Annotated in this window: 10 protein-coding genes; 5 read left to right on the top strand and 5 right to left on the bottom strand. The window is 74.2% G+C overall.

All coding sequences use genetic code 11. The annotated features are described in order from the left end of the window. Nucleotides 1–70: 70 nt before the first annotated feature. Genes BKE41_RS13760 through BKE41_RS13740 form a run of 5 tightly spaced genes read left to right on the top strand, consistent with a single transcriptional unit; the run spans nucleotide 71 to nucleotide 6,577 of the window. Nucleotides 71–1,324 carry a sarcosine oxidase subunit beta family protein gene (locus BKE41_RS13760; RefSeq protein WP_053621623.1) on the top strand — a complete coding sequence of 418 codons (1,254 nt, stop codon included), beginning with the start codon at nucleotides 71–73 and terminating at the stop codon, nucleotides 1,322–1,324. Nucleotides 1,325–1,358: 34 nt separating this feature from the next. Then, the gene (locus BKE41_RS13755; protein ID WP_012319454.1) at nucleotides 1,359–1,655 is read left to right on the top strand and encodes a sarcosine oxidase subunit delta; all 297 of its coding nucleotides are present in this window, start codon (nucleotides 1,359–1,361) and stop codon (nucleotides 1,653–1,655) included. Continuing rightward, nucleotides 1,655–4,642 carry a sarcosine oxidase subunit alpha family protein gene (locus BKE41_RS13750; RefSeq protein WP_070999572.1) on the top strand — a complete coding sequence of 996 codons (2,988 nt, stop codon included), beginning with the start codon at nucleotides 1,655–1,657 and terminating at the stop codon, nucleotides 4,640–4,642. The genes BKE41_RS13755 and BKE41_RS13750 overlap by 1 nt, the downstream gene beginning before the upstream one ends. After that, entirely contained in the window at nucleotides 4,635–5,228 is a 594-nt protein-coding gene (locus BKE41_RS13745; protein WP_070999571.1) for a sarcosine oxidase subunit gamma family protein, read from the top strand. The genes BKE41_RS13750 and BKE41_RS13745 overlap by 8 nt, the downstream gene beginning before the upstream one ends. Next, on the top strand, nucleotides 5,225–6,577 hold the full coding sequence (locus tag BKE41_RS13740) for an L-serine ammonia-lyase (RefSeq protein ID WP_070999570.1): 1,353 nt from the start codon (nucleotides 5,225–5,227) through the stop codon (nucleotides 6,575–6,577). The genes BKE41_RS13745 and BKE41_RS13740 overlap by 4 nt, the downstream gene beginning before the upstream one ends. Before the next feature lie 64 nt (nucleotides 6,578–6,641). On the opposite strand, the gene BKE41_RS13735 is transcribed toward BKE41_RS13740, so the two are convergent. The 5 genes from BKE41_RS13735 to BKE41_RS13715 all read right to left on the bottom strand — a co-directional run bounded on the left by BKE41_RS13735 (nucleotide 6,642) and on the right by BKE41_RS13715 (nucleotide 13,105). Continuing rightward, nucleotides 6,642–7,154: a prolyl-tRNA synthetase associated domain-containing protein gene (locus BKE41_RS13735; protein WP_024829781.1), complete on the bottom strand. Its 513-nt coding sequence runs from the start codon at nucleotides 7,152–7,154 to the stop codon at nucleotides 6,642–6,644. Between the two features lie 8 nt (nucleotides 7,155–7,162). Continuing rightward, on the bottom strand, nucleotides 7,163–7,945 hold the full coding sequence (locus BKE41_RS13730; RefSeq protein ID WP_070999569.1) for an electron transfer flavoprotein subunit beta: 783 nt from the start codon (nucleotides 7,943–7,945) through the stop codon (nucleotides 7,163–7,165). Continuing rightward, the gene (locus tag BKE41_RS13725; protein WP_245295957.1) at nucleotides 7,942–8,958 is read right to left on the bottom strand and encodes an electron transfer flavoprotein subunit alpha/FixB family protein; all 1,017 of its coding nucleotides are present in this window, start codon (nucleotides 8,956–8,958) and stop codon (nucleotides 7,942–7,944) included. Before BKE41_RS13725 ends, BKE41_RS13730 begins: the two co-directional genes overlap by 4 nt. A 200-nt stretch (nucleotides 8,959–9,158) precedes the next feature. Continuing rightward, nucleotides 9,159–11,054, bottom strand: a complete 1,896-nt coding sequence (locus BKE41_RS13720) for a DUF3483 domain-containing protein (protein ID WP_070999567.1) — start codon at nucleotides 11,052–11,054, stop codon at nucleotides 9,159–9,161. A gap of 8 nt (nucleotides 11,055–11,062) precedes the next feature. Further along, nucleotides 11,063–13,105 carry an NADH:flavin oxidoreductase gene (locus BKE41_RS13715; protein WP_070999566.1) on the bottom strand — a complete coding sequence of 681 codons (2,043 nt, stop codon included), beginning with the start codon at nucleotides 13,103–13,105 and terminating at the stop codon, nucleotides 11,063–11,065. Nucleotides 13,106–13,130 lie beyond the last annotated feature (25 nt).

The raw sequence follows: 13,130 nt of genomic DNA, 5'->3' as shown, positions 1-13,130 counted from the left end.
TCGCGGTCGCCGTCGAGAAAGCCGGCCCCGGTCGTCGCGTCGATGATCGATCATCCAAGGGGGCTCACCGATGCGCCGCTTCTCCCTCACATCGCTGCTCTCGGAATCGCTCCGGGGCCACCAGGGCTGGGGCCGTCAGTGGCGGGATCCGCAGCCGAAAGCGGCCTACGACGTCGTCATCGTCGGAGGCGGCGGCCACGGCCTGGCGACGGCCTACTACCTCGCGGCCGTCCACGGCATCACAGACGTCGCCGTGCTGGAGAAGGGCTGGATCGGAGGCGGCAATACCGGCCGCAACACCACGATCATCCGCTCCAACTACCTCTACGACGAGAGCGCGGCCCTCTACGAGCACGCCCTCAAGCTCTGGGAGGGCTTGGCGCAGGAACTGAACTACAACGTGATGTTCTCGCAGCGCGGCGTGCTGATGCTCGCGCACAACATCCACGACGTTCAGAGCTTCAAGCGGCACGTCTACGCCAACCGGCTCAACGGCATCGACAACGCGTGGCTGTCCAAGGAAGCGTGCAAGGACTTCTGCCCGCCCCTCGAGATCGGCGGCCACCTCCGCTACCCGGTGCTCGGCGGCGCCCTGCAGCGCCGGGCCGGCACCGCCCGGCACGACGCGGTCGCCTGGGGCTACGCCCGCGGCGCCGACGCCCGCGGCGTCGACATCATCCAGAACTGCGAGGTGAAGGGCATCCGCCGGGACGCTTCGGGGGCGGCGATCGGTGTCGAGACGACCCGCGGCTTCATCGGCGCCGGCCGGATCGGCGTCGTCGCCGCCGGCCACACCTCGACGGTCATGGCGATGGCCGACGTGCGGATGCCCCTGGAGAGCTACCCGCTCCAGGCCCTGGTCTCGGAGCCGGTCAAGCCGGTCTTCCCCTGCGTGGTGATGTCGAACGCGGTCCACGCGTACATCTCGCAGTCCGACAAGGGCGAGCTCGTCATCGGGGCCGGGACGGACCAGTACACCTCCTACAGTCAGCAGGGCGGGCTCCACATCACCACCCACACCCTCGACGCCATCTGCGAGCTCTTCCCGCAATTCACCCGGATGCGGATGCTGCGCTCCTGGGGCGGCATCGTCGACGTCACGCCCGACCGCTCGCCGATCATCGGGAAGACGCCGGTGCGGAACCTGTTCGTCAATTGCGGGTGGGGCACGGGCGGCTTCAAGGCCACGCCGGGCTCGGGCCACGTCTTCGCCCACACCCTCGCGACCGGCGCGCCCCACGCGATCAACGCGCCCTTCACCCTCGACCGCTTCCGCACCGGGCGGCTCATCGACGAGGCCGCCGCCGCGGCCGTCGCGCACTGACCGGCGACCACCCGTCCCAGCGAGGAGACGCCCGATGCTGCTGATCGCCTGTCCGTATTGCGGGAACCGACCCGAGACCGAGTTCCGCTGCGGCGGCCAGGCGCATGTCGCCCGGCCGGCCGATCCCGCCGCCCTCGACGACGCGGCCTGGGCCGAGCACCTGTTCGTGCGGGCGAACCCGCGCGGCATCCACGCCGAGCGGTGGAACCACGCCCACGGCTGCGGGCGCTGGTTCAACGCCCTGCGCGACACCGTGAGCGACCGCTTCCTCGAGACCTACCCCGCGGGCGCAGCGCCCTCCCGTTCCACCGACACTGAGGCGAGGGCGTGATGGCACAGCCGTACAGACTGGCCCGGGGCGGCCGCATCGACCGCGCGCGGCCGGTCCGATTCAGCTTCAACGGGCGCACGGTCGAGGGCTACCAGGGCGACACCGTCGCCTCGGCCCTGCTCGCCAGCGGCATCCACCTCGTCGGACGCTCGTTCAAGTACCACCGGCCCCGCGGCATCCTGAGCCACGGCCCCGACGAGCCCAGCGCCCTGCTGTCGGTGGATCGCGGCCCCGGCCGGGTCGACCCGAACAACCGCGCCTCGGTGGTCGAGCTGCGCGAGGGCCTCGGGACCCGGTCGCAGAACCACTGGCCGTCCCTGCGCTACGATGTCGGCGCGGTGAACGACCTGCTCTCGCCGGTCTTCGTCGCCGGGTTCTACTACAAGACCTTCATGTGGCCCCGGAAGTTCTGGGACCGGGTCTACGAGCCGTTCATCCGTGCCGCCGCCGGTCTCGGCAGGGCCCCGGCCGAGGCCGACCCGGACCGCTACGCCAACCGCCACGCCCATTGCGACGTCCTGATCGTCGGTGCCGGGCCGGCCGGCCTCGCGGCCGCCACGGCGGCGGCGAGGACCGGCAAGCGGGTGATCCTCGCCGACGAGGGCGCGGAGCCCGGCGGCAGCCTCCTGCACGACGTGACCTCCGAGATCGACGGCCGCCCGGCCGCGGAGTGGCTGAAGACCGCCCTCGCCGACCTCGACGGGCGGGAGAACGTCATCCTGCTGCCGCGCACGACGGCGTTCGGCTACTACAACCACAACCACGTCGCGCTGGCCGAGCGGGTCACCGACCACCTGCCCGCCGGGTCCGCGACGGCGCCGCGCGAGCGGCTCTGGCAGGTCCGCGCCGGCGAGGTCGTGCTCGCCGGCGGCTCGCACGAGCGGCCGCTGGTCTTCGCCGACAACGACCGGCCGGGCATCCTGCTCGCCGAGAGCGTGCGGGTCTTCATCAACCGCTACGGCGTCCTGCCGGGACGGCGCATCGTCTTCGCGACCAGCGGCGCCTCGGCCTACGTCGCGGCCCTCGACGCCAAGCGGGCGGGGGCCGACGTGACCGTGGTCGACCTGCGCCTCGAGGCCGATTGCGGGCCCGACCCGGCACGCCTGCGGGCGGCCGGGATCACCGTCCTGACCGACCACACGGTGGTCGGGTCCAGGGGCCGGGCGCGCGTCACGGGACTGCTCGTGGCGCCGATCGGGAGCGACGGGCGGGTCAGCGCCCGCCGCCGCCTCGCCTGCGACTGCGTGGGCATGTCGGGCGGCTGGACGCCCGCCGTCCACCTGTTCTCGCAATCCCGCGGCAAGCTCGCCTACGATCCCGCCCGCGACGCCTTCCTGCCCGCGACCTCGGTCCAGGCCGAGCGCTCGGCCGGGGCGGCCAGGGGCACCTACGACCTCGCGGCCTGCCTCGCCGAGGGCGACGCGGCGGGCGCGGCGGCGGCCGGCGCGACGGAGCGGCGCGTCTTCACGGCGACGCCGACGCCGACCGGTTTCCAGCCGGTGCGGATCATGCCGACCGACGCCGACCCCACGAAGCTCCGCGCCTTCGTGGACTTCCAGAACGACGTCACCGCGAAGGACATCAAGCTCGCGGTGCGCGAAGGCTTCCATTCGATCGAGCACGTGAAGCGGTACACCACGACCGGCATGGCGACCGATCAGGGCAAGACGTCGAACATGAACGCCCTGGGCATCGTCGCCGGGCAGCTCGACAAGGCGCTCCCAGGGGTCGGGACCACGACCTTCCGGCCGCCCTACACCCCGGTCACCTTCGGCACCCTCGTCGGCCCGGCGCGCCACGCCCTGTTCGACCCGATCCGCACCACGCCGATCCACGGCTGGGCGGAGGCCCACGGCGCCCTGTTCGAGAACGTCGCCCTGTGGCGGCGCGCCTGGTACTTCCCGCAGCCGGGCGAGGACCTGCACGCGGCGGTCGCCCGTGAGTGCAGGGCCGTGCGCGAGGGCGTCGGCCTCTTCGACGCCTCGACGCTCGGCAAGATCGAGATCGTCGGCCCGGACGCGGCCGAGTTCATGAACCGCCTCTACATCACCCCCTGGGCGAAGCTCGAGCCGGGCCGCTGCCGCTACGGCCTGATGCTCAAGGAGGACGGGTACATCCTCGACGACGGCGTCGTGGCGCGCGTGTCGCCGGAGTGCTTCCACGTCACGACCACCACGGGCGGCGCCGCCCGGGTGCTGGCCCACATGGAGGATTACCTCCAGACCGAGTGGCCGGACCTCCAGGTGTTCCTGACCTCGACCACGGAGCAGTGGGCGGTGATCGCCCTCCAGGGCCCGAAGGCGCGGGAGGTGATCGCGCCGCTCGTCGAGGGCATCGACCTGTCGCCGGAGGCGTTCCCGCACATGGCGATGCGCTCCGGCACGATCTGCGGCGTGCCGACCCGCCTGTTCCGGGTCTCGTTCACCGGCGAGCTCGGGTTCGAGATCAACGTCCCGTCGGACCACGCGCTGGCGGTCTGGGAGGCGCTCATGGACGCGGGGCGGCCCCACGGGATCACTCCCTACGGGACCGAGACGATGCACGTGCTCCGGGCCGAGAAGGGCTACATCATCGTCGGCCAGGAGACGGACGGAACGGTCACCCCGGACGATGTCGGCCTGTCCGGCATGATCGCCAAGGCGAAGAGGGACTTCGTCGGCAAGCGCTCACTCGCCCGGCCCGACGTGGTCGCCTCCGGCCGCAAGCAGCTCGTCGGGCTCGTCACCGACGACCCGAGATGTGTCCTCGACGAGGGCGCCCAGATCGTCGCCGACCCGAACCAGCCGATCCCGATGCGGATGCTCGGCCACGTCACGTCGAGCTACTGGAGCGCGAATTGCGAGCGCTCCATCGCGCTGGCCCTCGTGGCGGGCGGGCGCGACCTACTCGGCCGGACCCTCCACGTCACGACCCCGGACGGCTTCACCACCGCCACCGTGGCCGAGCCGGTGTTCTTCGATCCCAAGGGGGAGCGCATCCATGCTTGAGGCCCGCTACCGCACCGCCCGGGCGCACCCGCTCGGCCGCGCCGACGCTCCGGCGCCGGTCGGCGCCGGTCTCCTGATCCGGCCGGCCGCGGCCGAGGCGCGCTTCGCCCTGCGCCTGCGCGGTCCCCTCGGATCGGCGGCCGGCCTCCCCCTCGACCGCCCGATCAACACCCTGTCGGTCGACGCGACCCGCTGGATCGCCCGCCTCGGTCCCGACGAGTGGCTGATCGGCGCGCCCGAACCCGATGCCGACATCCTGGCCGCCGCCGTGACCGCCGAACTCGCCGGCCGGGCGCACGCCCTCGTGGACGTGTCGCACCGCAATGTCGGGATCGACGTCTGCGGGGTCGCGGCCGCGATCGCCCTCAATGCCGGCTGCCCCCTCGACCTCGGAGACGCCGCCTTCCCGGCGGGCAGCGCCACCCGCACGCTCCTCGGCAAGGCCGAGATCGTGCTGATCCGTCGCCCCGGCCCGGTCCCGACATACCGGGTTGAGTGCTGGCGGTCCTTCGCGACCTACGTGTATGGCTTGCTGCAGGAGGCCGCCTTCGGGGCCGGCCCGCTGGAGAGAGCCGCCGCGCGATGATCAGCGCCTTCGATCTGTTCAAGATCGGCATCGGCCCGTCGAGTTCCCACACGATCGGACCCATGGTGGCCGCGCGCCGCTTCCGCGACCGCGTCGCCGGCCGGCCCGGGCTCGCGCGGGTGAGCGCGGAGATCTTCGGCTCCCTCGCCTGGACCGGGCGCGGCCACGGCACCGACGTGGCGATCTTCCTCGGCCTGCTCGGCCACGAGCCCGCGACCGTCGACCCGGACGCCGTGGCGGGCTACACGCGGTCCCTCGCCGAGACCGGCGCCATCGGCCTGCCGGGCGTCGCCTTCGACACGACGAAGGACCTGCTGTTCAACTTCACCGAGGTCCTGCCCGGCCACACCAACGGCATGCGCTTCCGCGCCCACGACGCCGGCGGCGCCGTGCTGGACGAGGTGGTCTGCTACTCGGTCGGCGGCGGCTTCGTCGAGGAGGAGGACGCGGCGGAGACCGCCGGGCTCGACGCCGTCGCGGTGCCCCACCCGTTCGAGAGCGGCGCCGACCTGCTGCGGATCTGCGCCGAGACCGGCCTGACCATCCCGCAGGTCCAGATGGCCAACGAGCGCGCCCTGCGCACCGAGGCCGAGATCGAGGCCGGGCTCGACGCCGTCCGCGACGCCATGCTGGCCTGCATCGCCCGAGGCCTGCGCATGGACGGCGAGCTGCCCGGCGGCCTCAAGGTCCGGCGGCGCGCGAAGCGCCTGCACGAGACACTCGACGCGAACCGCCTGACGAACAGCCGGCCGGCCCACGAGATCATGGACTGGATCAGCCTGTTCGCCCTGGCGGTGAACGAGGAGAACGCGTCCGGCGGCCGGATCGTCACAGCGCCGACCAACGGCGCGGCCGGGATCGTGCCGGCGGTGCTGCGCTACATCGTCGACTTCTGCCCCGGCTGGACCGAGACCCGCGGCCGGGACTACCTCCTGGCCGCCGCCGCGATCGGCGGTCTGATCAAGCGCCGGGCCTCGATCTCGGGCGCCGAGGTCGGCTGCCAGGGCGAGGTCGGCTCCGCGGCCGCCATGGCGGCCGCCGGGCTCGCGTCCGTCCTCGGGGGCGACGCGCGGCAGGTCGCCAACGCCGCCGAGATCGCCATGGAGCACCATCTGGGCATGACCTGCGACCCAATCGGCGGGCTCGTCCAGATCCCCTGCATCGAGCGCAACGCCTTCGGCGCCAACAAGGCGGTGGCGGCCGCCTCCCTCGCCCTCCACGGCGACGGGGTGCACTTCGTGAGCCTCGACCAGGTCATCGAGACGATGCGCCAGACCGGGCACGACATGCAGGCCAAGTACAAGGAAACCTCCCTGGGCGGCCTCGCGGTCAACGTCGCCGCCTGCTGAGCGCGACCTCCCGCGCCGGCCGCGCGCCCTGGAGCGCGGGGCCGCCGATCCCGCCAGGGCGGCGTCAGGCCGCCTGCGCCGCCTCGGGCAGCGCGAACGGTTCCGGCATGTGCCCCTCCGCGCGGAGCGCGGCCAGCAGGTCGTCCGGCGTGAGATTGAGGGTGCGCGTGCTCACGAGGGGATGGACGTTGATCCGCGCCGCCGTGAGCAGGCTGTCCTGGATGAAGATCCTCACGCGGCCCGGCGCGGCGTTGAGGGCGGCGAGCGGCGAGACCGCGCCGCTCGCGACGCCGAGCTGCTCGCCGAGCGCCTCGGCGCTCGCGAAGGACAGGCCGCCCCGCGCGCCGAGGACGGTCCGGAACGCCTTCAGGTCCACCTGGGCGTCGTGATGGAGCGTGACGAGGAAATACGTCCTCTTCCCGTCGCGCAGGAACAGGTTCTTGGTGTGCGCCCCGACGATGTCGCCGCAGGCCGCCATCATCGCCTCGACGGTCAGGACCGCCGCGTGCTCGTAGAGCTTGTAGGCAACCCCGCGCTCGCGCAGACGGGCCAGGAGATCGTCGGAGGTCAAAGGCATCGGGTTCCTCATCGGGGTTCGCGGGTTGGTGGCGCGAGGACGCCGATCCGGCGCAGGTGCGCCAGGATTTCCCGGGCGGCCTCGTCGGGCTCGGGCCGGACGAGGAGGCGCCCGCCGCCGGACGCGGCCTCACCGGTCGCCGCCCTGAGCCGCTCCGCCGCCGAGCCGCCGGACGGCGCACCTTTCACGAGTTTCGGCCGGCGGCGATAGGGGCGTTCCTCGAGGGCCGGGACGGGGGCGGCCGACGGGTCCGGGTCGCCCGCGACGGTCTCGATGGCGCCGCGCCGCGCCTGCCCGTAGGCGAACGGGAGCGGCGCGGGCGCGTCGGGATGGAGCGTGGCCAGGACCGGCCCGCGCAGGGTCACGCGGCGGCGGGCGCCGCGGCCGAGGGTCTGGTCGAGGGACAGGTCACCCGCGTCGCCGACCGCGAGGGCGACGACGTCGGGGATCAGGAGGCAGTCGAGGGCCTGCGCGAGCGCGTAGGGAACCATCCCGGTCTCGTCGCCCCCCTGGCCGCGACGGCCCGCGAGGATCAGGGCGGGCGCCATCGCCGCCAGGCGGGCGGAGAGCGCCGGCACCGGATCGACTTCAGCCGGCAGGGGGACGTGCACGATCCGGGACAGGCCGTGGCCCAGGGCGTCCGCGACGGCGGCCGCGTCCGGCCCGGCGTGGAGGCCGACGGCCTCGCCGAGGCCCGTGGCGAGGCGGATCGCCTGGGCCTCCAGCCGCGGCAGGACCGTCGCGCCCGAGACCGGATGCCGCCCGGCGGAGAGGAGCACGACGCTGATCATGGGCTGCCCTCCGGGCGCGCGGCCTCCTCGGCCAGCAGCCGCAGCAGGGCGGGCATGACCGTCTGCGCGTCCTGCACGATGGCGAGGCCCGCCCGCTCGATCATCGCCGCGTGCAGGTCGGTGTTGACCGCCACGACGTGCTCGCAGCCCGCGACACCCTGCAGGTGCTGCGGCGCGCCCGAGATGCCGAGGGCGAAGTAGCAGGTCGCCGCCAGGACGGTGCCGGAGGCGCCGACCTGGGTCCGGCGCGGCATTAGCCCGGAATCGCACAGGACCCGGCTCGCGCCCGGGGTCGCGCGGAGCGCCGCGACGAGCTGCCGGAACGTGTCGAGGTCGGTGACGCCGTTGCCCGCGGCGGTGACGAACTCGGCGAGCGCGAGCGGCACCGTGGCCGGGTCGGCCGGGAGGCGCTGCGCCGAGCGGATCGCCGTCCCGACCGGCGCGGGCTCCGCCATCGCGACCGCCAGCGGCCGCGCCTCCCGGGGCGGGCCGGCGTACTCGGCCACCGCGTCGGAGGCGACGGTGGCGAGCAGCCCCGGCGCCGCCCGCTGCTCGACGCTGCGGCCCCGCGCCGGGCGGATCAGCCCGGAGGCGGAGACGCCCTCGGCCTGGGTGAACAGCGGCGCGCCGAGCCGGACCGCGACCCGGCGGGCGACGTCGCCGCCGTCGAGGGATTCCGGGAACAGGACGTGCCGCGGACCGAGTGCGGTCAGGGCGGCGGCGATCCGGGCGGCCCGGCCGGCGGGATCGTAGGCGCGGTCACCGTCGCCGTGCGCGAGGAGACGGTCCGCGCCCGCCGCGCCGCATCCGGCGCAGTCGCCGGCGGCGAGCAGCACGACCGCGCCGTCGCGGCCCGCGAGGACCCGCGCGGCGCCGAGGAGCTGCCGGTCGTGGGTCGAGAGCCGGCCGCCGGCACAGTCGGGCACCGCGACGACGAGGAAGGCCGGGTCGTCCACCGTCACGACGACTGGCGCCGCCTGGGCCGGGCGGGCCGCCTGGACCGATACCGGCACCGCGGGCGGTCCTGCTGGCTTACGTCGAAGCGCGGGCGGGCGGGGCCGGCGACGCGCCGGCCCTCGCGCTCGCGCGCGGGTCGCGGGCGGGCGGCCGCCGGCGGCCCGCGCCGCGCGGTCGAAGCGCGGCCGGTCTCCCGTGTCGCCGGGTGCGACGCGCTGGGCGGCCCGCTCGGCGCGGGGGTCGCGGCGCAAGCGGGTCATCGGCCCGCCTCCACGGCCTCGAGGAGCAGCTCCGCGATGTCGCGGATCTCGGCCTCGCGGTCGGTCACGCCCTCCAGCATCGCCGTGCAGGACGGGCAGGCGACCGCGACAGTTCCGGCACCGGTCTCGGCCGCCTGGGCCATCCGCAGGTCGGGGATGCGCCGCTCGCCGGGGATGTCGCTCACCGGGGCACCGCCCCCGCCGCCGCAGCACATGGCGCGGCGTCCGGAGCGGGCCATCTCGACGCGGGTCAGCCCGATCGCGTCGAGCAGAGCGCGGGGTGCCTCCGTCTCCCCGTTGTAGCGGGCGAGGTAGCAGGGGTCGTGATAGGTCACGGCCCGGTCCGGCAGGCGCCCCGGATTCAGGCGCCCGTCCCGGACCAGTTCCAGGAGGAACGCGGAGTGGTGCACCACCGGGTAGCGGGCGCCGAAGTCCGGGTACTCGTTGCGCAGGGCGTGCAGGGCGTGCGGATCCGCGGTGACGATGCGCCGGAAGCGGTGGCGGGCGAGCGTCGCGGCGTTCGTCCGGGCGAGGTCCTGGAAGGTCGCCTCGTCCCCGAGCCGCCGGGCGAGGTCGCCGGTGTCGCGCTCCTCCGGGCCGAGGACGGCGAAGTCCACGCCCGCCTCCCGCAGGAGCCGCACGAGGGCCCGGAGCGTGCGGCCGTAGCGGAGGTCGTAGGCGCCCTCGCCGAGCCAGAGCAGCACGTCGGTGCTCTCCCGGCCGGAGATCAGCGGGAGGTCGAGGCCGGCGGCGAAGTCGGTGCGGGCCCGGAGCGGCCGGCCACCGGGATCGCCGGCCTGGCGCAGCTCCGTCACCGGGGCGACCGCCTTCTCGGGCAGGGCGCCGCGCTCCAGGGTCTCGTGGCGGCGCAGGGCCACCACCGCGTCGACGTGCTCGATCATCATCGGGCATTCCTCGACGCAGGCGCGGCAGGTCGTGCAGGACCAGAGCGTGTCGGGATGGATCCGGGCGTCGGGCCCGATCAGGCGGGCGAGGGGACCCCGCCCGCCCGCGGCCTCGCGGCCGCCCGGATAGGGCGCGCCGGCGTAGGCGGGCTCCGCCGGCGACAGGCCGGCGACGAGGTCCTGGATGAGCCGCTTCGGGTTGAGCGGCTGGCCGGCCGCGAAGGCCGGGCAGGCCGTCTCGCAGCGCCCGCAGCTGACGCAGGCGTCGTAGGAGAGCAGCCGGTTCCAGGTGAAGTCCGCCGGCGTCGCGACGCCGAGCCGCGGCGCTTCGAGGTCGAGGGGCTGGAGCGCGGTGTCCGGCCGCCCCGCGAAGCGGCCGGGCCGCGGATGGGCGACGAGGTGGAGGGCGCCCGCCGCGGCGTGACGCATCGGGCCGTGGCGCACCTCGAAGGCGAGGCCGAGGCCGCCGGCCGCCGCGAGCGCCAGGGCGACGGGGGCGAGGAGGCAGCCGCCGGTGGCCAGCGCCAGGGCCGTTACCGCGCCGCCGAGGGCGTAGGCGACGAGCAGGACGGGCAGGATCTGGAAACGCCCGGCCGAGAGGCGCGGCGTCCGGCGCGGGTAGCGGCGGGCGCCGACGAGCAGCGCGCCGGCGGCCGTGACGGCGAAGGCGAGGGCGACGAGGATCCAGTAGGGCGCGAACCCGCCCAGCGGCGGCAGGATCGCCAGGGCCGTCAGGACCGAGGCCACGAGCAGGCCGCCCGCCACCACCGCGTGCATCCGCGACGCGTAGGCGTCCCGCGCCACGACGTTGTGCACGTCCACGAGGTAGCGCCGGGGCAGCTTGGCGAGGCCCTCGAGCCACGCCACCGGGGCGGTCGCGCCGGCCCGCCAGAGGATCGCCCGGCGCGCGACCTGAACGAGGGCCAGCGCCGCCATCGCCCAGACGAGGCCGGGGAAGACGGTGGCCAGGGAGACGGGACCGGCCATGGCTCAGCTCAGATGTCCTTGCACAGCCGCAGGGCGTCGTAGAGCGCCGCGTGGATGTTGCGGCCGGCCACGGCGTCGCCGATCCGGTGGAGGGTGTAGCCGCCGGACAGGTCGAAGGGCTGCGGCTCGCCGCGGAGCAGGGCGCCCTGGTCGGTCCGGCCGCGATTCACCGAGCCGGCCTTCAGGCCGTGATAGAGCCCGTCCACCGGGAGGGTGCCGTGATCCACCACGATGCGGTCGACGAGGCGCTCCTCCTCGGCGTCGGTCATGGTGTTGCGCAGGGCCGCCACGAAGCGGTTGCCCTCGGGGTAGATCTCGATCAGCTCCATGTTCGGCGTCATCACCACGCCGAGCCTGTAGAGTTCGCGCAGGTGGATCGGCTGGTTGGTGGTGCCGACCTCCTCGGCCACCATCCGGTCGTGGGTGGCGATCTCCACGAGGCAGCCGCGCTTGGCCAGGAGTTCGGCGACCGAGGCGGCGTTGTGCTGGCCCATCTCGTCGTAGAGCAGGACCGAGCCGGTCGGCTCGACCGCGCCGGAGAGCACCTCGGCCGTGGTCACGGCGTGCGCCTCGGCCCCCTTGGCGTGGCCGCGGGACGGGCTGCCGCCGGTGGCGACGATCACCACGTCGGGCTTCTCGGCGCGGACCGCCTCTTCGGTGGCGGCCGTGTTCAGGCGCAGGTCGACGCCGAGCTTGGTGACCTGGGCGACGAGCCACCGGGTGATGCCCGACATCGCCTCGCGCCAGCCGGCCTTCGCCGCCAGGGTGATCTGTCCGCCGGGCTGGGCGCCCTTCTCGAACAGCACGACCGCGTGGCCGCGCTCGGCGCAGACGCGGGCCGCCTCGAGCCCGGCCGGCCCGGCGCCGACGACCACGACGCGGCGGCGGACCTCCGCCTTTCGGATCTCGTGGGGCATCGTGGCCTCGCGGCCGGTGGCGGCGTTCTGGATGCACAGGGCGTCGCCGCCGACGTAGATGCGGTCGATGCAGTAGCCCGCGCCGACGCACTGGCGGATGTCGTCGGCCCGGCCCTCGGACAGCTTGCGCACCAAGTGCGGGTCGGCGATGTGCGCCCGGGTCATCGCCACCATGTCGACGTGGCCCTCAGCCACTGCCCGGGCCGCGGTCGCGAGGTCGGTGACGCGCTGGGCGTGGAAGACCGGCACGTCGACCTCGCGCTTGATCGCGCTCGGCAGGAACAGGAACGGCGCCACCGGGAAGGACATGTTGGGCAGGGAGATCGCGTGGGCGATGTGGTCCCGCGCCTGCCCGCCCAGGATGTTGAGGAAGTCCACGAGGCCGCGCCTGGCATATTCCGAGGCGATCGCGAGGCAATCCTCCTGCGAGAGACCGTCGGCGATCATCTCGTCGCCGGACATGCGGATGCCGATGACGTAGGCGTCGCCGACCTCGGCGCGCATCGCCTCCAGGACCTCGATGCCGAAGCGCATCCGGTTCTCCAGGCTGCCGCCGTACCGGTCGGTGCGCCGGTTGACCGCGGGCGACCAGAACTGGTCGATCAGGTGGCCGTGGGCCGCCGAGACCTCGCAGCCGTCGAGTCCGCCCTCGCGGCAGCGGCGCGCGGCCGCGGCGAAGCTCCGCACCACGCGGGCGATGTCCTCCGCCTCCATCTCCTTCGGGATCGTGCGGGAGGCGGGTTCCCGGCGCGGCGAGGGCGCGAGCGTCGGCAGCCAGTGCTCGGTGTCCCACTTGGTGCGGCGGCCCATATGGGTGAGCTGGATCATCAGCTTGCCGCCGTGGGCGTGGACCCGGTCGGCGAACTGCCGGAAGAACGGGATCACCGCGTCGTCGGCGACCGAGATCTGGTTCCAGGGGGCGGCCGGGCTGTCGGGGGCGACCGACGAGGAGCCGCCGAACATGGTCAGCCCGATCCCGCCCCTGGCCTTCTCGGCGTGGTAGAGCTGGTAGCGCTCCTGGGGCTTGCCGTCGCGGCCGTAGCCCGGCGCGTGACTGGTGGACATCACCCGGTTGCGGATCGTCAGCCCCTTGATGGTCAGGGGTTTCAGCAGCGCGTCGGCGTTGGCGATCACGGGAGCACTCCCGAAGGCGAGGGGG

The sequence above is a fragment of the Methylobacterium sp. C1 genome (genome assembly GCF_001854385.1).
GTDB classification, from domain to species: Bacteria; Pseudomonadota; Alphaproteobacteria; order Rhizobiales; family Beijerinckiaceae; genus Methylobacterium; species Methylobacterium radiotolerans.
This window is presented reverse-complemented; position numbering and strand designations above follow the sequence as displayed.

What these genes read in the sequence shown, in the direction of transcription:
- BKE41_RS13720 (WP_070999567.1), bottom strand. Translation starts at nt 11,054, where the DNA reads ATGGCCGGTCCCGTCTCCCTGGCCACCGTCTTCCCCGGCCTCGTCTGG.
- BKE41_RS13750 (WP_070999572.1), top strand. Translation starts at nt 1,655, where the DNA reads ATGGCACAGCCGTACAGACTGGCCCGGGGCGGCCGCATCGACCGCGCG.
- BKE41_RS13740 (WP_070999570.1), top strand. Translation starts at nt 5,225, where the DNA reads ATGATCAGCGCCTTCGATCTGTTCAAGATCGGCATCGGCCCGTCGAGT.
- BKE41_RS13760 (WP_053621623.1), top strand. Translation starts at nt 71, where the DNA reads ATGCGCCGCTTCTCCCTCACATCGCTGCTCTCGGAATCGCTCCGGGGC.
- BKE41_RS13755 (WP_012319454.1), top strand. Translation starts at nt 1,359, where the DNA reads ATGCTGCTGATCGCCTGTCCGTATTGCGGGAACCGACCCGAGACCGAG.
- BKE41_RS13735 (WP_024829781.1), bottom strand. Translation starts at nt 7,154, where the DNA reads ATGCCTTTGACCTCCGACGATCTCCTGGCCCGTCTGCGCGAGCGCGGG.
- BKE41_RS13730 (WP_070999569.1), bottom strand. Translation starts at nt 7,945, where the DNA reads ATGATCAGCGTCGTGCTCCTCTCCGCCGGGCGGCATCCGGTCTCGGGC.
- BKE41_RS13745 (WP_070999571.1), top strand. Translation starts at nt 4,635, where the DNA reads ATGCTTGAGGCCCGCTACCGCACCGCCCGGGCGCACCCGCTCGGCCGC.